The organism is Thermodesulfomicrobium sp. WS (genome assembly GCF_027925145.1).
Taxonomy (GTDB): Bacteria; Desulfobacterota; Desulfovibrionia; order Desulfovibrionales; family Desulfomicrobiaceae; genus Thermodesulfomicrobium.
On sequence record NZ_AP027130.1, the window covers coordinates 1,609,417 to 1,627,668 of the forward strand.

At 61.7% G+C, this 18,252-nt stretch carries 16 protein-coding genes; 7 read left to right on the forward strand and 9 right to left on the reverse strand.

Annotated elements, in window-relative coordinates:
- The first annotated feature begins 73 nt into the window (after nt 1-73).
- Nucleotides 74-520, forward strand: a complete 447-nt coding sequence (msrB, locus tag QMF81_RS07690; RefSeq protein WP_281750195.1) for a peptide-methionine (R)-S-oxide reductase MsrB — start codon at nt 74-76, stop codon at nt 518-520.
- Here the strand turns inward: msrB and QMF81_RS07695 are convergent.
- From QMF81_RS07695 to QMF81_RS07705, 3 genes are read right to left on the reverse strand one after another with little or no spacing between them, the layout of a single operon-like run.
- Nucleotides 511-813, reverse strand: coding sequence for a Dabb family protein (locus QMF81_RS07695; protein ID WP_281750197.1), 303 nt, complete (start codon nt 811-813; stop codon nt 511-513). The two genes, msrB and QMF81_RS07695, sit on opposite strands and share 10 nt — an antisense overlap.
- Nucleotides 810-1,481: a nicotinate (nicotinamide) nucleotide adenylyltransferase gene (nadD, locus tag QMF81_RS07700; RefSeq protein WP_281750198.1), complete on the reverse strand. Its 672-nt coding sequence runs from the start codon at nt 1,479-1,481 to the stop codon at nt 810-812. The genes QMF81_RS07695 and nadD overlap by 4 nt, the downstream gene beginning before the upstream one ends.
- The gene (locus QMF81_RS07705) at nt 1,468-2,727 is read right to left on the reverse strand and encodes a glutamate-5-semialdehyde dehydrogenase (RefSeq protein ID WP_281750199.1); all 1,260 of its coding nucleotides are present in this window, start codon (nt 2,725-2,727) and stop codon (nt 1,468-1,470) included. Before QMF81_RS07705 ends, nadD begins: the two co-directional genes overlap by 14 nt.
- Nucleotides 2,728-3,017: 290 nt before the next feature.
- Here QMF81_RS07705 and QMF81_RS07710 point away from each other — a divergent pair, with 290 nt between their 5' ends.
- The 6 genes from QMF81_RS07710 to QMF81_RS07735 are packed head-to-tail and all read left to right on the forward strand — an operon-like array spanning nt 3,018 to nt 9,508.
- Entirely contained in the window at nt 3,018-3,656 is a 639-nt protein-coding gene (locus QMF81_RS07710; protein WP_281750200.1) for a hypothetical protein, read from the forward strand.
- Between the two features lie 34 nt (nt 3,657-3,690).
- The gene (locus tag QMF81_RS07715) at nt 3,691-5,271 is read left to right on the forward strand and encodes a sigma 54-interacting transcriptional regulator (protein ID WP_281752949.1); all 1,581 of its coding nucleotides are present in this window, start codon (nt 3,691-3,693) and stop codon (nt 5,269-5,271) included.
- Nucleotides 5,268-6,665, forward strand: a complete 1,398-nt coding sequence (locus tag QMF81_RS07720; protein ID WP_281750202.1) for a response regulator — start codon at nt 5,268-5,270, stop codon at nt 6,663-6,665. The genes QMF81_RS07715 and QMF81_RS07720 overlap by 4 nt, the downstream gene beginning before the upstream one ends.
- Nucleotides 6,666-6,704: 39 nt before the next feature.
- A complete protein-coding gene (locus QMF81_RS07725; RefSeq protein WP_281750203.1) occupies nt 6,705-8,150 on the forward strand; it encodes a UTP--glucose-1-phosphate uridylyltransferase in 1,446 nt (481 codons plus the stop codon).
- 26 nt (nt 8,151-8,176) lie between these two features.
- A complete protein-coding gene (locus tag QMF81_RS07730) occupies nt 8,177-8,965 on the forward strand; it encodes a rhodanese-like domain-containing protein (protein ID WP_281750204.1) in 789 nt (262 codons plus the stop codon).
- A gap of 9 nt (nt 8,966-8,974) precedes the next feature.
- Nucleotides 8,975-9,508 (forward strand): MauE/DoxX family redox-associated membrane protein, encoded by a 534-nt coding sequence (locus tag QMF81_RS07735; RefSeq protein WP_281750205.1) that lies wholly within the window; start codon nt 8,975-8,977, stop codon nt 9,506-9,508.
- Here QMF81_RS07735 and pabB read toward each other — a convergent pair.
- The 6 genes from pabB to QMF81_RS07765 form a co-directional block, all read right to left on the reverse strand.
- Nucleotides 9,505-11,277: an aminodeoxychorismate synthase component I gene (gene pabB, locus QMF81_RS07740; RefSeq protein ID WP_281750206.1), complete on the reverse strand. Its 1,773-nt coding sequence runs from the start codon at nt 11,275-11,277 to the stop codon at nt 9,505-9,507. The two genes, QMF81_RS07735 and pabB, sit on opposite strands and share 4 nt — an antisense overlap.
- Complete coding sequence (gene uvrC, locus QMF81_RS07745; protein WP_281750207.1) at nt 11,274-13,049, reverse strand: excinuclease ABC subunit UvrC; 1,776 nt, start codon at nt 13,047-13,049, stop codon at nt 11,274-11,276. Before uvrC ends, pabB begins: the two co-directional genes overlap by 4 nt.
- A 79-nt stretch (nt 13,050-13,128) precedes the next feature.
- On the reverse strand, nt 13,129-13,449 hold the full coding sequence (locus QMF81_RS07750; RefSeq protein ID WP_281750208.1) for a hypothetical protein: 321 nt from the start codon (nt 13,447-13,449) through the stop codon (nt 13,129-13,131).
- A complete protein-coding gene (locus QMF81_RS07755; RefSeq protein ID WP_281750209.1) occupies nt 13,442-14,047 on the reverse strand; it encodes a hypothetical protein in 606 nt (201 codons plus the stop codon). The genes QMF81_RS07750 and QMF81_RS07755 overlap by 8 nt, the downstream gene beginning before the upstream one ends.
- Nucleotides 14,048-14,088: 41 nt before the next feature.
- The gene (locus QMF81_RS07760) at nt 14,089-15,624 is read right to left on the reverse strand and encodes a glycosyltransferase family 9 protein (protein ID WP_281750210.1); all 1,536 of its coding nucleotides are present in this window, start codon (nt 15,622-15,624) and stop codon (nt 14,089-14,091) included.
- Entirely contained in the window at nt 15,621-18,215 is a 2,595-nt protein-coding gene (locus QMF81_RS07765; protein ID WP_281750211.1) for a tetratricopeptide repeat protein, read from the reverse strand. The genes QMF81_RS07760 and QMF81_RS07765 overlap by 4 nt, the downstream gene beginning before the upstream one ends.
- Between the last annotated feature and the right edge of the window lie 37 nt (nt 18,216-18,252).

Genomic DNA, 18,252 nt, shown 5'->3' on the forward strand with positions numbered 1-18,252 from the left:
TCTGCAAATCTTATGGGAAGAAAAATAGGCCATTTTTCCCAATGCTGTCTAGTCTTTTACCCGGAGGGAAACGATGTTCGCGATATTTTTGGTGGGGGCCGCCCTGGCGACGGAGATCTTCCCCATAACGAAAACCCCCGAAGAATGGCGGGCCATCCTTGCACCCCAACAATACGCAGTGCTCCGCGAAAGCGCTACCGAGCCGCCCTTTACCGGTGCGTACTGGAACCACCACGCCGCGGGTATCTACGTCTGCGCAGGATGCGGCAATCCGCTTTTCCGCTCCGAGGACAAGTTTGACTCCGGCACGGGCTGGCCCAGTTTCGTGGCCCCCATCGCCCCGGAGCACATCGGCACGCGCCAAGACTTTTCCTGGGGCCAAATACGCACGGAAGTCCATTGCGCCCGGTGCGGCGGCCATCTGGGACATGTATTCCCAGACGGCCCACAACCCACTGGAATGCGCTATTGCATCAATTCTGCTGCACTTCGATTCATAGGACAAACAGATCAGAAATAATAGTCCACAAATTTTCGTGATGCAACCACAGAACGGATAAACTCCACACATTTTTGGTGTTCCGGGTGCTTTTGGTACGTCTCCAAGTCCTCTTCGCTGGAAAATGTGGAAAACAGCAGCACCTCCACTTCCATGTTTGTCGCCACCATGCGCGTGCTGACATGAAAATCCTGAATGACGTCGATGACTGCGGGCAATGCTTCCAACATGGATTGCATGGCAGCCGCATTTTCTGCAGCACTCTTGCCTTCTGCCTCGGGTTTGAGGGTCCACAAGACGATATGTCCAATCATGGTGCCTCCTGGCGCCAGAGGCGCCCAATAAAGGTTCGGTGCTGTTCCAAAAGCGAAAAGCACGCATCGGGGATAAGGCCGCGCACACTACGGCCCGCCACAAACCGCTCCCGTACCATGGAAGAAGAAATTGCCAGTAAGGGCACTTGGAGATACACGATGCGGCGCTTCCCGTGCCATCCCCAGGCAGTACGGGTCAGGCCCAAGGCCACTCGGGCGAAGAGGTCGGCCTCTGCCCAAGAGGTCCCGTCCCGTTCCACCACCACCATGTCCACCAAGTACGGCAGGCGCGTCCCCTGATGCCACGATGGCAGACGCACGAAATCCGTGCTGCCGACGATGAGCACCCAGGGGCCGTCCGCCGGCCGGCGGCGCAACGACGCTACCGTACGCACCGTGTACGATGGTGCCGCCAGGCCGCGCTCCTCCTCGCTCACGCCCAAACCTTCCTCTCCCTGACAGGCCGCTTTGACCAAGGCGAGACGCAAGCTATACGGCAAAAGCCCGTGCTCCGGCTTGTGGGGCGGGGCAAAGCTCGGGACAAAGAGCACCTGGCGCAGGCCCAAATTTTCCCGAACCTCAATGGCCATGCGCAGATGCCCCACATGCACGGGATTGAAGGTGCCGCCGAGGATCCCAACGGCTCCGGCAAGCTCATTGTCGCACATGGCCATCGCCGAAGACCACAAACTTCTGGCTGGTGAGCTCTTTCACCCCCATGGGCCCATAGGCATGCACCTTGGAGGTGCTGATGCCGATTTCCGCGCCCAAGCCCAGTTCGCCACCATCGTTGAAGCGCGTGGAAGCATTCACCAAGACACACGAAGCATCCACCGTGCGCAAGAAGCGCATGGCTCGACGATAGTCTGCAGTCAAAATGGCCTCGGAGTGCCCGGAACCGTACTGGGCGATGTGGGCCTCAGCCTCAGACTGCGACCCCACCACGCGCACCGCCAGGGTCAGGGAGAGAAACTCGTGCCCCCAATCCGTCGGCAAGGCAGGCTCGGCCACATCCCCAAGCAAGGGAAGGGCCTGGGGGCACGCCCGAAAACTCACGCCCAACGCCCCAAGGGTTTTCCCCAGGACAGGAAGCAAGGTCGGGGCAATGCGCTGATGCACCAGCAAACACTCCAGGGCGTTGCATACCGCAGGACGCTGGGTTTTGGCATTTTTGATGATGTCAATGGCTTGATCCATATTGGCATCTTCATGTACATAGATATGACAAACACCCTTGTAGTGCTTGAGCACCGGCATCGTTGCATCACGCACCACGGCACGGATCAATCCTTCTCCGCCGCGTGGGATCACGACGTCGATATACTCATCCATGCCAAGCAAAATGGGAACCGCAGAACGGCTCGTGGTAGGCACCATCTGTACCGCCGCTTGCGGAAGGCCCGCGTCGGCGATTGCTTTTTGCAGCAAGGACGTCAGTGCCATATTGGAATAATATGCCTCGGATCCGCCACGGAGGATGACGCTATTGCCTGCCTTCAGGCACAAGATAGCGGCATCGATAGTCACATTGGGACGAGACTCGTAGATGATGGCAATAACCCCCAGCGGGATGCGCATGCGCCCTACCATGAGACCATTGGGCCGGGTGGTCACTTGCTCCATTTCCCCGATGGGATCGGGCAGCGCTGCCACATGGCGGCAGGCCGCACACATGGCGGCAATGCCGGCCTCGGTCATGCGCAGCCGCTCCATGCGAGCGCTATCCAGTCCTGCTTGCTGTGCCTTGTCCAGATCTTGGGCATTGGCACCTAAAATCTCCGCCTGGTGCGCCTCCAGCAGCTGGGCAAGTCCAAGCAGCGCGGCGTTCCGAGCCGCACCACTGGAGGTCGCCAAGATCCGCGAGGCATCTTTGGCCTCACGGGCAAGGGTGCGCAGTTGCATCTCCAATTCCATACGGTACTTCCCCCTTGAAAAAATCGATTGTAGGCGAGTCTCTAGCCAAACCCCGGCACGAGGGCAAGAAAATGGCGCCAACTGATGCCCGCCATACGCCGAATACACATCCTCGAAAAAGGCCAGTAGCCCCAAACCAGTACCGCGCGCCCAAGCGGACTGCAGCAATACGCATCAAGCGCAGCCCCAAACTTCACGCAGCCCTGGCCTCTCGCCATTTGACCTTCCCCCGCTTTCGGCCTACATCCGCCCCCAGCTTACAATTTTGAACAATCATCCCGAGGTTTGTCATGCAGCACACTCCCCATCCAGACCTTCTCCACAACCTTCAGCAGGAAATGGACGACGACCTCCATCCCGTTCTGCGCTGGATCGTGGATCACATCAAGGCCCTCGGCATCGCCGCGGCAACTCTTGTTGCTTTGGTCGCCGGGTGGAGTGCATTGGAGCACTATCAGGACGTGCAGCTTGCCCGCACCCAGGAAGCGCTCGCGCGCCTCGCCCAGCAGCCCCCAAGCGCCCAGACGGTTGCCGGCCTCAAAGCTCTGGCGGCCGAGCACCCCAAGATTGCCGTTGCCGCTTTGCTTGAGGCCGCGGTCCATGCAGGGGCCTTGCAGGACAGCGCCGAAGAAGCTGGGCTGTGGCAGCACGTGGCCACGCGCGCCGATTCGCTCACTGCCGTAGCGACGCTGGCGCAGGTTCAGGCGCTGATACGCGCCCAACGCTTTGCCGAGGCCCTGGCGCTCACCCAGCAAACCTCCTGGCCGGAAGGACTCAAGCCGCTGGCCTTGAGTGCCCAGGCATTTGCGGCAGAAAGCGCTGGAAAGCCCGCCCAAGCCCTGGCTGCCTATCAGGAACTCAAGACCTTGGTCTCGGGCAGCCCGTACATCGACGCCAAGATCACCCTGCTGCAGAAAAACCCCAAATAGGTGCAATCGCCACGTGCTCCCTCTGGCAGATCCCATGAACGCCTTTGACAGCCTGCACGCCTTCACCATCTTGCACGCACTCCTTCGGGACCTCGATCCTCTCGGGCCCTTGCAGACCAGTCTCGAGACGCTGTTGCAGCGCACCGCGCAAGCCATGGGCTACCGCCGTATGGGGGTCGCCATCTTCGACCCCAAGACCAATACCATCTCTTTCGACCTCTTCTACGGCCACCACGGCCAGGCCAAGGCGGTCTACACACCAGGCCAAGGGGTCACGGGCCAGGTGGTGCAGACCGGCCAACCCATTGTCGTGGAAAACATGGCCAGCGACCCCCGCTTTCTCAACAAGGCCTTGGGGCGGCCCAAAGAGGAACTCCACGAGCTCGCCTTTGTCTGTGTGCCGATACACCGCACCACCACCCAAGGAACGCCGGAGGTCCTCGGTGTACTCAGCGCCGACATCCCCCGCCAAGAAAGGCGCAGCCTCGACGGACACCAGGCCTTTCTCGAGGTCCTTGCCGCGGTCATCGCCCGCCAAACGGCATATCTCCAGGAGGCCATGGCCCAAAAAGAGCTCTGGGCGTCCATGGGTTTTTTGGGGGAGGCGAGCGAGCGCGCCAAGGCCCTGAGCCAAAGCAAGATCGTGGCCACATCCAAGGCCATGTCCTTTGTCATGGGGCAAGTGCTTCAAGTGGCCCCGAGTAAAGCCGCCGTGCTCTTGCGGGGGGAGTCAGGCACCGGCAAGGAGCTCATCGCCGAGGCCATCCACAACGCCAGCCCTCGCCGGGACCGGCCGCTGGTGCGCCTCAACTGCGCCGCCCTCCCTTCGGACCTCTTGGAAAGCGAGCTCTTCGGGCACGAGCGTGGGGCCTTCACCGGCGCGGTGAGCGCCAAGAAGGGCCGTTTCGAACTGGCCCATACCGGCACCCTGTTTTTGGACGAAATCGGCGAGCTCTCCCCAGAGGCGCAGGCCAAACTCCTGCGCGCCCTGCAAGAAGGCGAAGTCCAACGGGTGGGGAGCGAAAAGCCCATTACCGTGGACGTACGCATCATCTGCGCCACCCACCAACCCTTGGAACAGCTCATCAAGACCGGCAAATTCCGCGAAGACCTCTACTACCGCATCAACGTGTTCCCCATCTTCATCCCTCCCCTGCGGGAGCGGCGCGAGGACATCCTGCCGCTGGCGGAGTATTTTCTCCAATGGTTTTGCACGGAATATGGCAAAACCATCAAACGCATCTCCATGCCCGCCATAGATTTGCTCACGCAATACGCCTGGCCGGGGAACGTGCGCGAACTGCGCAACTGCATGGAACGGGCCACTCTTATCTGCAATGAAGAGGCCATACGCACATATCATCTTCCACCGACGCTGCAGACCGCCGAAAGCTCGGCCACGGATATTCAGCTCTCTTTTGGAGAGGCGGTGGCAAAATTCGAGCAGGAGCTCTTGATCGAGGCGCTTCAGCGATGCAGGGGCAACATGCTCCAGGTTGCCCGGGATCTGCGAACAAGCTACCGCATCATCCACTACAAGATCAAAAAATACAATATTGACCCCAAAAAATACGCCAAGCGCCAGCGTGGCCATCCAAGCTCATCTTCGTCATGAAACGCATTCTGGTCGTGGATGACGATCCTCTCTTTCGCACCGCCATCTCCCATTGGCTTACCGAATCCGGATACACGGCGCTCGAAGCAGCGGACGCCGCGTCCGCCTTGCAATGCTTTACTGATCAACGCCCCCATGCGGTGCTCCTCGACCTCATCCTCGGCGAAGACGACGCGCTGCCCCTTTTGCGGACCATGCGCGATCTGCGCCCCCACGTCCCCATTCTCGTTGTCTCGGCAAAAGACCATGCCCAATACGCCACCCAAGCATTCAAGTCCGGGGCGTGGGAATACATCATCAAGCCTGTTGCCAGCCTGGAAATTCTCGCACAAACCATCCACAGCTGTTTGGAACAAAGTCGGCTCCAAGAGCGCATGCGCGCCACACAAGCGCGGCTGCATACACTCGTCCACAACCTCCCCATCATCCTCTTCAGCTTCACCAAAAGTCTCGATTTTACATTTCTTACTCCAAAAACCGAGCATGTTTTGGGCTACAGCGTAGCGGAGCTCCAAAACTATCCCCTCAAGTTTCTCCATCTCATCCATAAAGAGGACCGAAAAACATTTCTGAGCAACATCGCCCATATCTTTGATGGCACCCACTTTGAGTCCAAAATGGACTTCCGCTTCACCCATAAGCAAGGCTACCCATTGGTGCTCCAAGTGCACTTCATCGCCAGCCGCCACGCAAGCGAACCCCAGCGGGTGGAAGGGATCCTGCTCGATATCACTCACCACACCTACTTGGACCGCATGTTTCTCTCCAACGAACGCCAGATGGCGCTCCATACCCTCGCGCAAGAACTGGCCCATGAAGTCCGTAACCCCCTCGTGGCCTTGGGCGGACTGGCACGCATCCTTGAGGAACGCTACCCGGCTGACGCGGAATGTGCCCTTTTGCGCCAGGAATGCCATCGTCTGGACACGATCTGGGAGCGTTTGGAGCCGCTCTTGGACCCCCCGCCTGCCGCCATGGAAACCATCTCCATTGCCAGCGCTGTGACCTTCCTTTTCCGCATCCTCAGCCACCACTTGGAGCGCATGGGCATCAGGTGGGAAATCCGTGAGGAAGCAGCGCCCGTAGTGCAGGCCAGCGTTGAGCTCACCCACCGAGCGTTGCTCTCGGTCATCCAGTATGCCCAAGACACCCTCGCCTCTGGCGGCCACATCCTGGTGCGGATCCTGGGTGACGGACAATCCGCCGGCGTGGACCTCGTGCTCTCTGACGCCCCGCTTGCCCACGTGGGGCACCAGCATCTGGAAGTATGCCGCCGTCTCATGGCCCGCCAAAACGGACGCATGGAGGTGCACGCCTCGGCCCCAACCCTCACGGTGCGGCTGCGTCTGCCGTGCGTCCATCCCGGTCTTGTGTCCGCGGACACTTTTCCCTAACGTTCCGGCGCGTTGTACCGTCATTGCCAAGGAGCCCACATGAGCAACACCCTCTCCTGCGTCACCCTCGCCGATCAAGAGCTCACGCGGCTCTTTCGGCCCTTTGCCCTGAAAATGGAAGAGCAGGGCATGCCTGCCATCGTCATCAATACCTTCAAGTGTTACTTCAACCAATTTCTCTACGGCGCTCAAGGTAAGCTCTCGGACCGGGAAATCCTCCCGGTGGAGGACCGGGAACTGCCGGACTACGAACAATTGGAGGAGTATAAAGAAGACGGCGAAAAGGCCCTGCGCCACACCGTAGTCATCAAGCTCAACGGCGGACTGGGCACGAGCATGGGACTCGAAGGCCCCAAAAGCCTGATCCCGGTCAAAGATGGCTGCACCTTTCTCGACCTCATTCTCATGCAGGCGCAGAAAGTTCGGCAGCGCTACGGCGTGGAGTTTCCGCAAGTCTTCATGAACAGCTTCCGCACCCACACCGAGACCATGCTCGCCATCCAAGGATTCTCCAATGGCAGCACCGGCATTCCCTTGGCGTTCTTACAGCACCGTTTCCCCAAGATCCTTGCCCAGGACCTCACGCCCGCCAAATGGCCAAAGGATCCAGAGCTCGAGTGGAATCCCCCGGGACACGGCGATATTTACACGGCCCTCGTGACCTCGGGCATGCTCGATGCTTTGCTGGAAAACGACTACTACTACGCCTTTATCTCCAACGCCGACAACCTCGGCGCCATCATGAATCGCCGCCTTTTGGGCTATATGGTGCGGCACAATCTCCCGTTCCTCATGGAAGTGGCTCGACGCACGGAGCAGGACAAAAAAGGCGGCCATCTCTGTCGGCTGCTCAAGACCAACCGTCTGGCCTTGCGGGAAGTGGCCCAGTGCCCGGACTGCGAAATGGATTCGTTCTCGGACATCGAAAAGTTCCGTTTCTTCAACACCAACTCCATCTGGGTGGACCTCCGGGTGCTCCAGTCCGTGTTCGTCTCGCACCGGCTTATGCCGCTGGACCTCATCATCAACCCCAAGACCCTGGATCCCCGCGATCCCCAGTCGCCGGCGGTGTTTCAACTGGAAACCGCCATGGGGTCCGCCATCAGCAGCTTCTACAACGCCCAGGCCGTGGTGGTGCCACGCAAGCGCTTTGCCCCGGTGAAGACCACCGCAGACCTGCTTTTGGTCATGTCGGATCTTTTTTTGCGCACCGAGCACGACACCATCGTGCCCAACCCCAAGCGGACCACTCCCATGCCCACCATCCGTTTGGATGAAAAATTTTACAAAAAGATCGACATGTTTCTGCAACGATTTCCAAGCGGCGCCCCAAGCCTCATGGAGTGCGACTCTCTTCGGGTGGAGGGCGACGTCACCTTCGAGGCCGACATCCGGCTCTCGGGACATGTCCACATCGTCAACGCCACTGCCCTGCCGCAGCGTATCCCGGCAGGAACCCATCTCACCGGAGAGGTCCACCTCTAACCCCCAACCCCACTTGCGGAGTCCGTATGCGATCTTCCTCCCGAACCGCGCTCAGCATCCTGGCCATCGTCGCCGCAGCGACCCTGCTTGCCTTGTGCTTCAACCAGTGGCGGCCCACTCCCTTGGCATGGGTGCGCACCGAGGCCTTCGTCCCCGCTCCGGCCCCAGCACCTGCGCAGCCAAGCATCCACGAGGCGCCAAGTACCCCGGCGCCCGAAGGGGCTGCGCCCCCTGCGGCGGAGGCCCCGACACCAACGCCTGCAGAAGACCAAACCCCTCCGCATGCAGAGCCCACTGCGCCCATGCAGTCGCCTGCCCCAATGACGGAAAGTGCCCCCCAGACGGAACCAGCCGAAAAACCGACGACGCCCGAAGCCCCGGTCGCGGATGCGTCCCCGCAGCCGCAAGAAGCGACCCAAACAGCGCCGGCAGAGGTGCCCGCCACCCAGGAAGCAGCGTCTGCCCAGCCAGAAGCGCCCGCTGCGGCGCTTTCCGTGGCCGACGCCCTGCAACTCCATCTTTCAGGCCAGGCGGTGTTTCTCGATGCCCGCGACCCAGACACCTATGCCCAGGGACACATCCCAGGGGCGCTGTGCGTGCCGCCTACGGAGCTCGACCGCCTCTGGCCGCACATCGCCCCGCATATCGAAGGCAAGACGGTGGTGACGTACTGCGACGGCGAGCGCTGTCCGCTCTCGGAGGAACTGGCCGCGGCCCTGCGGGCGCGCGGGGTGTCCACCGTCCTCGTCTTCGTCAATGGCTGGAGCCTGTGGCAGGGTGAGCACCTGCCCACGACCACTGGTCTCAATCCCTAAGGAGCCCCCATGTCCGCCCTGTCCGCCTACCGCTATCTTCGCTATTTCCTGGCCGTGGTGCTCATTGCCGCGGTGCCGCACAAACTGCTCGACCCCGCAGGCTTTGCCCTGGCCATTGCCCGCTACGACCTCGTGCCCACCGCCATGGTCAATGCTCTGGCCTTGGTGCTCCCCTGGGTCGAGGTCATTTTGGCGGTGCTTTTGGTGTGTGATGTCCTCATGGGCCCGGCCCTTTGGCTCACCAATCTCCTCTTCGCCGGTTTTGCCGCCGCCATCGGCATCGCCATGGCCCGAGGGCTCGACATCGATTGCGGGTGCTACACCACCGGCACCACCGGGTCCATGCTCGTTGCCCTCGTGCGCGATGTGATCCTCCTCGTGGCCGGACTCATCCTGAGTCTCATCTACGCCCGGGTCATTGCGCCCAGCCGCACGCCGATCACCCCGGAGGATTCCGAAGATTCCATGGCAAGCGCATGCGCGTGCGATCCCGAAGAGGCGCCGGCAAGCGACCCAAATTCGCAAACACCTTCAGCGGCCTAAAAAACTCCGGGCCAGGCAGTCTCCTCCCCTGGCCCGCGTTTTCTTTCGTCGCCCATCACCGCAGGCCAAGCCCCACGCACGGCATTGACCAGAAGAATCCGCTGGGCATGACGGACGGTTTCTGGGGTGAGTACGGCCTGCTGCACTCTCCCACGAGCGCAAAGCCGCTGCCGCAGAACGCCAGGTACCAAGCCGCAACGCCGTGGCGGCGTGAGCCACTGTCCCTGAAAAAGCACCACGATGGAGGCAATGGTGGTCTCGGTGACGTGCCCCTGACGATTCACCAAAATGGCGTCATGCGCCCCCATGGCGCTGGCACGGGCGCGCTCGGCATCCAGGTGCTGGCGCAGGGTGGTCTTGTGACAGACACACGGGTCGCGCTCATCGACCGGACGCTCGGCAAAAACCACCCGGTACGGCCAAACGGGACGCGGCAGCGCTCGGATGCTCCAATGCCGGCGCCCATCCGGCCAAAGTTCCAAGCGCAACACTGCGGGATGCGACAGGCCTCGGCAATGCAGGCGGCACTCTTCCTCCAGCGCGGACCACGGGACGCAGAACCCAAAATACTGCGCCGACTCCGCCAGCCTTTTTCGGTGCCACGACCATAAGGGAACGCCCTGAGGGGTGGCGCGCATGGTTTCCACCAGCCCAAAGTCCCGAGGCCGAGGGCCCAACACGCGCGCCTTGAGCTGCGTCTCCCTCCATTCGGCCTCGGGCACGGAGTCCCAAACAATCCCCCCGCCCACGCCATACTCCGCTTCGGCACGCCGGTTATCCACCAGCACCGTGCGGATGGCGACGTTGAAATGGGCGCGCTGGCCAGGCCGCACCCAGCCCAAGGCGCCTGTGTACACCCGACGGGCAGAAGGCTCGAGTTCCTGAATAATATGCGCAGTGCGCACCTTCGGGGCGCCCGTGATGGATGCCGCAGGAAACAGCGCTTGGAAGATCCGGGCCAAGTCCGCATCGGTGCGCCCGCACACCAGCGAGGTCATCTGCCAAACCGTAGGGTAGCGCTCCACCTCCAGCAGCCGCGGCACACGCACGCTTGCGGGGCGGCACACCCGGCCCAAATCATGGCGCACCATGTCCACGATCATGACATTTTCCGCCCGCTCTTTGGCACAAGAGCGCAGCGCTGCCGCCTGAAGCCCGTCTTCCTCAAGGAAGCGCCCCCGCGGAGCGGTCCCCTTCATAGGCCGGGAGAGCAGACAAGGCCCCACGCGGCGAAAGAAGAGCTCCGGCGAGGCACTGCACACGGCCCAGTCGTCCGTCTCGAGGTATACGGCATGCGGGGATGGCTGCTGGGCAAAGAGGTGGCCCCAAAGCTCCCACGAGTCTGCCGAAAATGGGGCGCGGAGTCGGTAGGTCAGGTTGACCTGATAGGTTTCCCCCGCAGCGAGGTAGTGCCGAATGCGGTCGATGGCCTGCACATAGGCCGCTGGCCCCATCTCCGGCTCCCAGTCCGGCAGACACAGCGCCCGCGGCTTTGGGCATGGCACCTCGCGGAAACGAGGGGCAAAGAGGGCAAACCAGACGAGCGGCCACGGCCCAGGGTCACGCCACGGCAAGGCCGGGTCCATGGCCGCGGCCGCCTCATAGCTCACCATCCCTACGGCGTGGAGCCCGTGTGCCTCGACCATGGCCTCCACGCGCGCAAGCACCGGCAGCACCTCCCCTGGCCGCAGCGCCATCTCCACGGCGCAAGGCGCCTCGTACAGGAGCAGCCTCCGACCACTGCCGTGGGCGATGGCCGCGCGGATCACGAGGCATTCTCCTCGGAAGCCCGCAAACGCGCCGCCTCTAAAATGGCCTGGGCGCGCCGCCGCCCCAGACCAAGGGCCAGCAAATCCTCCTCCGTAGCGCCCGCAAGCTCAGCGATCCGAGCAAAGCGCTGGCGCAGGGCTGCGGCGGTCTTCGCCCCCACCCCGGGCAGGGATTCCAGTTCGGAAGCCAGGCCTCCCCGACGGCTTGCCCGCTGCCCGGAAAGGACAAAACGGTGGGCAGCATCCCGCACCCGCTGCAAAAAAAGGAGTTCCGGCGAACCCGGACGCAAGGGCAAGGGGTTCTTGCGGCCGGGCACAACGGCGCGGTCCTCCAGCTCGCCGGCCCGGCGGCTCGGCCCCTTGGCCACGCCCACAATGGCGCAGCCCACCTCGCCCAAGACACGGGCTACCGCCGCCACCTGGCCCTGGCCACCATCCACCACCACGAGATCCGGCCAAGGCGGTCCCGCGGCCAAGCGGCGCTGCGCCCACAGGGTAAGCGCCCGCAGATCGTCGCCCGTGCCCTCGGCTTCCGGCAGGGCGTAGTGGCGGTAGTGCTGGGGCACCGGGGCGCCGTCCTCGAACACCACCATACCTGCCCGCACCCCGTGCCCCTGGAGGTGTGAGATATCCACCCCTTCCACCCGCCGCACCTGCCGACCAGGGCCGACCACCGCCTCCCATGCAAGCTGCCGTGGCGCTGCCGTGGCTTCCCGGGCATTGGCTTGGGCCATGCGCATAAGCCCCCGCAGCCGCGTCCCCCGCATGGAGCGTAGCCGCACCGGGTGCCCGGCAAGCTCCGCCACGGCCTCCACCACCGTGGCGGGCAGCGCCGGCTCCGCCATTACGGCTGGCGGAATGAGGCGGCCACCGGCATAGAATTGCACCACCGCCGCCTGCAGGGCCTCGTCAGGCCCCGAAGCCGGCACCCGAAAGCGGCTCGCCCCCAATACCCGGCCCTGACGCACATACACCACGGCAACACCGACACTCTCCGCGGTTGGCACCGCACACCACACGTCCAAATCTTCCTCCAAGCCCGGTGCAACCACGGCCTGCCCCTCCACCGTGGCCTCGATGGCCCGAATCTGGTCACGCAGCTGCGCTGCCCGCTCAAAGGCCAAGGCTTGCGAAGCCTCGTGCATCTCGCGGCGCAACCGGGACAGCAATTCCGCGCTGTTCCCGCTGAGAAAAAGCTCCACCTGCCGCACCAAGGCGGCATATTCTTCCTGGGGGACTTCGAAACAGCACGGGGCCAGACAGCGCCCTATGTGATATTGCAGGCAGGGACGCACCCGATTGGCAAATACCGTGTCCCGGCATTTGCGCAGCATAAAAAGACGATCGATGATGCGGCGGGTATGGCGGGCTGCAAGGGCCGATGTGTAGGGACCAAAATAAGAAATGCCCGGCGACTTGTGCATCCGGCGTACGATGCGAAGTGCAGGATACGGATGCCTGTGATCGATGGCAAAGAGCAGATAGTTTTTATCGTCCCGTAAAACGATATTATATTTAGGCCGATGGGTTTTGATGAGGCTTGCTTCGAGGAGCAAGGCCTCTTTTTCCGTGGCCGTGCAGATGGTCTCCAAACTTTCCGCACGCCGCAGCATGGCCTGGGTCTTCATGGGAAGACGCGCAAGGGCAGTGTACGAGGCCAGCCGACGCCGCAGGTCCTTGGCCTTGCCCACATAGAGCACTTCCTGCCCGGGAGCGCGAAAGAGATACACGCCAGGCTGCGAAGGATATTGCGTCGGATCGACCAAATACATCAAGCCCCCCCTGTCTCGGTCATCAGACCGGGGGACTTGTGCCTGGGGGAGGCAAAGGGGGTCAAGGCCCAAGAGGGGCCTAGCCGCGGCGATCCACGGCAACGGCGGCGCCGGTCACCAGGCCGGCGCCGACTCGATATCCCTGCGCCCGCTTGCCGTGCTGACGCACTGCAGCCAATTGCCCCTCCAAGGCATGGCGCAATGCCTGGGCCTGCGCCTGAAGATGGGCCTGGGTGCGGGCCATGGCCGCAAAAGGCAAGGCCTCGCCGTGCGCCAAGGCGGTCTCGAGCAATTGGAGGCGCTGCCGCGCCAAGGCAGCGGCCACAGCCTCCTTTCCTTGGGCCAACGCCTCTTCCTCAGCCCGGGCCAACTCCTCCCAGCGCACCACGGTCTCAACCATGGGCAACCGCCTTCATGCTCTCCCGCAACTGCGCCACCACGGCCTTGGTCTTTTCCACCAAGGGGAGAAATTCGTATTCCAAAAGGTCTGCGAGCAAAATCCAGTCTTCGTTTTCCTGAATCTCGATCATCTCGGAAAACAAAGCGGAGAGATCCTTCACAGACTGCTCGAATGCAGGCAGCTCCTGCAAAGAAAACTCTGCACGCAGTACACCAACCATATTGAGGAAATTACGGCATACTTCCGTGAGATCCGAATACATCTCCAGAGCAGAGCCATCATCGGCCAAACGGAAAAGTTCTGCTGTGCGTTTGGCGGCTTTCTGCATCAAGGAAATGACTTTGTAGAGTTCCCTGGCGATACTCATCCCCATTTCCGTTACGGAAATCGAGACGACTTCCACTTTGTCCACAAAAGAGATATCGACGTCTTCGGCCTGGTGCGGATAGATTTCCGAAAATGCCTCACCGTTGACAAAGACATCGGTGACAATCCGGCCCTGCATGCGGCCATCTTCCATGACCCGCTCCAGCACCTGTTCGAGGTTGGCAAACTGCTTGAGTTCCAAGGACGACTGCTGGCCATCCACAATAATCATGACTTCCTCCTGGCGGCAAAAGGTTCTGGGACTGGCAAGCGCTATTCAAGCTTGATGCCAACCACGGTCGCCATGGCCTGGAGCATGTCCCGGAAACGGCGCGAACGCCCCGCAAGGGCCCGCAAATCCTGTTGGCTGCGCCAGGTCAGCTGCCAGAGTACCCCCAGGGGAGCGAGCTCCGGTACGGCGAGCAACGTGTCTTCCACCCGCTGGCAATGGGGCATGAGCTTGCGGCCCAGGGAGGCTGCGCCGTGCAAGGCCAAGGCCTCGGCCTGGGCTGCCACGACGGCAAGAAACCCTGCGGCCGCCGGTAAACCCTTGCGCAGCCGCGCTGGCGCCGACTCCATGGCCTGCGGCTGGGCAAGGAGCGGAAGGTCGTCAAGAAATTGGCGATACAGGGGCCGCACCATGGCGGTCCACTGCGGCCGCCACAGGCAGCCGTGTCCGGAGAGGGATTCAAGGTCCCAAAAGCCCGCCGCGTCCCGCGTCACCCGCCACACCCGGGCCCCAGGCGGACCCGATGCCGGCCAGTGCCCATGTTCCACCCATTGGGCCACGGCCATGCCGACCTCCGTTCCCGGGAGATGGCCGCGGCAGGCGCGCTCGTGCGGGCAGGGGGTTCCGAAGGCGCATGGGTGGCAGTCCAGATCCGGTTCCAGGCAGATGGTCCCCTCCTGGGCGGGGCCGGTGTCCCACGGCTGGGCCGTGGCCAAAAAGATCGCCACCACCGGCACCCCCAAGCCGGCAGCCAGATGCATGGTCCCGGTGTCGTTGGTCAAAAGCGCCTGGCACTGGGCAAGGACCGCCGCCAATTGGCCAAGGTCTGTCTGTCCCACCAGGCTTGTGCAGGGAAAATCCGCCAGGGCCAAAAATTGCTCTGCCAAAGGGCGCTCGCCCCCTGCGCCCACCAGAACCGGCATGCGGCCGCTTTCGGCATATATGGCGCGTGCCGCAGCCACAAAGCTCGCCACCGGGTAACGCCGGGATGGGTGACTGGCCCCCAGTTGGATGGCCACCCGCCCCGCCGCCCACGGAGCAAGCGCCGGCGTCTCTTGAGGAGGGGCGGCAAGGCGCGAATGTACCGGAGGCGCAACCCCACTCATACGCGCCATGATATCCACGAGGTTGAATGGACTGCAGCCGCGATGGGCGGAGACCGCCTGGAGAAAATCCGCCCACCTGGTGGTGGCATAGCCAAAGCCCTGGCTGTCCACCACAAAGCCATCCTGCGCCGCTCCGGCGGTCTCGGCCAAAAAACGGGAAAGCAGACGGGAAGATACCGTGGGCGTCAGATTGATGACCCGTTGCGGGGAAAAGGCGCGTACCGCCTCCTGCAACCGCCCGAGTTGCCGCAGGGCATCCGGCCAACAGCGATCCATCTGCGCCAAGAGCCCTGCCCCGGGCAGGACGAAGACCGCATCCAGCCCCGCAAGGAGCCGGGCTGCATCGGCGAAGGCATCCACGCATACCAACCCCACCGCACTCCCCTGCTCCCGCAGACCGTGAATTACTCCTTGGGTTTGGATGAGGTCGCCAAAACGGGTGAGGTTGAGCACCAAGGTGCGGCCAGAGCTCATTTCCCCCTCAATACGGCGTCACGATACGCCTCGAAGCGGCTGGAGGCACGCAAGGCCGTAAGCACCACGGCAACAAAGCTGAACACCAGGATGCACACGTTGAGCACCTGCCAGCGATCGGCGTGGACCACCTGCCCCAAGGCCGTTCCCGGCGGCACCAGCAGCGCAAGACCAAAGGCCACCGCCGCGGCGACGAGTAGGGCACCAATTTCAAAGACCAAAAGATACCGGCCCGCCAAAAGCAAAAAGAGGGTCCCATTGCGCACCCCCTGCAGCCATAAGAGCTGACGTTCCAGAAACTCCAACCCTGCTTCCGCCTGGTTGAGGGCCTCGTGCCCCTGATGAAATTTTTCCGGCACATGGAGATCCAACTGGTTGACGAGATCCAAGTTGGTGACACATTGATTGAAGACTTTGGTGAACTTGGTGAGCATGGATGGAAATGGAAACCATGAAGCTTCTCGGCGAATTTGATGCAACCGTTCAAGGACAGACTCGCGTTTTTGATACATCTCTTCGATATCTTTTTTTACCCTTTCTTGAATATCGTTCTTTACGGACAAAGCACCATAAATTATCTTTGAAAATGCAACATAATTGTTTATGCCAACATACGAAGAGATAGACTGAATGCGATCATAAAAAGTTTTATAGGAAGGATGATTCTCCGGCAGCCACTGCTTCAATAAGTCATTGATATTTTTTACACTACCGACGATTTCTTCTTTCTTCGATTGCGCATCGCTCCATAAATCCCATAACATTGCATGAAGATGCGTTCTTCCGGATTCCAACTCTGGATCTAAAAGCAGCATGGAAAATATATCCGGATCTTGGGAAACAATTTCGCGGAAAAATCCGAGCGCCTCGTTGATAAAACCACTTTTGAGCATGCATACCGCTTGGCGATACTTTGCGGCGAAAAATCTGGGCGATTCCCGATGGGCTCTGGAGTAAAAGCGGATGGCGTCGGTATAGTCCCCGACGATTTCCCGCAGCCGCCCCAAAAGCAGTAGCATAAAAGAACGTTGCAGCGGAGTGTAGGCCAAAGAAAGGGCTTCTTCCCAAAATTCCGCCGCCCGTTTGGAATCATCGCGCTCCATGGACAAGAAACCGAGCAGCACCCGAGGCTGGTAATTGCGCCGAGCACGCACCAGCGCCTGATCCAGCCGCTCCAAGGCCCGTTCCGGATTGCCGGTGCGCAGGCTTTCCAAGGCCTGAAGCACAGTATCGTCCACAGCGCCTCCGGAATCCTCGATACCGCGAGGCCAGTCTTTGCCTCGGGCACGCCACACCATCTGGGCCATGCGCAGCTGCAGGTGCACGGACACGTCGAACACGGCCTGCACCACCACGGCTTCCGGGCTTCGATCCGCCAAAAGGTCCCCGAGGGTCGCCAGCGGGTCTTCACCCAACGCCTTCTCCAGGCGCTCCATGACGGCCGGCATCTCCGCCAAGTCCATGCGCGCCACCCGCGCCAAGGCCGAGACCTGCAGGTTGCCAGGGAAGAGACGCTTACTGGGACACTGCGCCGGGGTATGGTTCCGCATGCCGCAATAAAAGCAGGGTCTGCGGCCTCCCGCCACCAAACTTGCGGGCAAAAAGATGTTCAGCGTGCCGTGCACCCGGCTGGCTCCCCGCGACAAAAGCACCACTTGGAACAAATCCGTGACCTTGGTGTTTTTCAGGGAGTAGCGGCAGTCTACCGCCTGGATGCGGGAATCCGCCAATTGGAAGACCGTGACCAAAGGCGCATGCACGGCATTGGGCTCGAGCTGCTCCCAAATATGGCGGATGCGCCGCGGCAAGTCCGGGGTAAAGCTCAAGTCCATGGACTCCACAAAAAGGTATACACACGGCCACAGGGCCTGCTGGTTGTCTTCCAGCAGCGCGAGGATATCGAAGAGCACGGCGCGCATCTTCTCCAAGGAAGAGATGCGCAGTACCAGGGCGAGGTCCTCCCCTTGCAGATAGGCCACCTTGTTCTTGGAAAGGATGGGCTCCAAGCGCTCGAAATGATCCCGCCATCCCTTACCGGTACGCTTGTCGTCGCGGGCGCCCAAGGGCCGGATCAAGCCCAGCCATTGGAGATTGACCGTGGGCGTGAGCTGATCGCTCGCTCCGAGGTCAAACCACTCGCCCGGCAGGCCATCCGTGGAGGCGGTTTGTTTGAAGGCCACGCCCGGCAGGCTGCGGCCCTGTTCCCGCAGCCGGGCATTGACCCGAATGATCATGCGCTTGGGAAAATCGAAGGAAATACCGGCCAACTCCGGCTTGATATTGAGGGATTGGCTGAGGTTCTCGTCGACCACCAAGCTGGCGTCGAAGACGATGAGGGCCGTGGACGCCGCATGGAGCCGGGACCAATTGTGCAGGCGGATCAGACCGAAGAGCACGCTGATATTGGGAAAAAACCACAGCGCTTGCTGGGGCTCCTCCACCAGTGACCAGCCGCCGGCCTCGGAAAGGGACTGAAAAAACGTCGAGGCGAGCTCCTGACCGTGCACCACCCAACAGGCAAAACCATTGCACACCAAGCGGGCCCGGCCAGGCTGGGGAATCTTCTCGAGCAAGGCTGCAAGACGAGGCATGTCTCCTCCGGGGGCATTGACGCAATGCGCGCCTGCT

Coding starts and splice junctions, on each gene's coding strand:
- msrB (WP_281750195.1), top strand. CDS start 74: ATGTTCGCGATATTTTTGGTGGGGGCCGCCCTGGCGACGGAGATCTTC.
- QMF81_RS07695 (WP_281750197.1), bottom strand. CDS start 813: ATGATTGGACATATCGTCTTGTGGACCCTCAAACCCGAGGCAGAAGGC.
- nadD (WP_281750198.1), bottom strand. CDS start 1,481: ATGTGCGACAATGAGCTTGCCGGAGCCGTTGGGATCCTCGGCGGCACC.
- QMF81_RS07705 (WP_281750199.1), bottom strand. CDS start 2,727: ATGGAATTGGAGATGCAACTGCGCACCCTTGCCCGTGAGGCCAAAGAT.
- QMF81_RS07710 (WP_281750200.1), top strand. CDS start 3,018: ATGCAGCACACTCCCCATCCAGACCTTCTCCACAACCTTCAGCAGGAA.
- QMF81_RS07715 (WP_281752949.1), top strand. CDS start 3,691: ATGAACGCCTTTGACAGCCTGCACGCCTTCACCATCTTGCACGCACTC.
- QMF81_RS07720 (WP_281750202.1), top strand. CDS start 5,268: ATGAAACGCATTCTGGTCGTGGATGACGATCCTCTCTTTCGCACCGCC.
- QMF81_RS07725 (WP_281750203.1), top strand. CDS start 6,705: ATGAGCAACACCCTCTCCTGCGTCACCCTCGCCGATCAAGAGCTCACG.
- QMF81_RS07730 (WP_281750204.1), top strand. CDS start 8,177: ATGCGATCTTCCTCCCGAACCGCGCTCAGCATCCTGGCCATCGTCGCC.
- QMF81_RS07735 (WP_281750205.1), top strand. CDS start 8,975: ATGTCCGCCCTGTCCGCCTACCGCTATCTTCGCTATTTCCTGGCCGTG.
- uvrC (WP_281750207.1), bottom strand. CDS start 13,049: ATGTATTTGGTCGATCCGACGCAATATCCTTCGCAGCCTGGCGTGTAT.
- QMF81_RS07750 (WP_281750208.1), bottom strand. CDS start 13,449: ATGGTTGAGACCGTGGTGCGCTGGGAGGAGTTGGCCCGGGCTGAGGAA.
- QMF81_RS07755 (WP_281750209.1), bottom strand. CDS start 14,047: ATGATTATTGTGGATGGCCAGCAGTCGTCCTTGGAACTCAAGCAGTTT.
- QMF81_RS07760 (WP_281750210.1), bottom strand. CDS start 15,624: ATGAGCTCTGGCCGCACCTTGGTGCTCAACCTCACCCGTTTTGGCGAC.
- QMF81_RS07765 (WP_281750211.1), bottom strand. CDS start 18,215: ATGCCTCGTCTTGCAGCCTTGCTCGAGAAGATTCCCCAGCCTGGCCGG.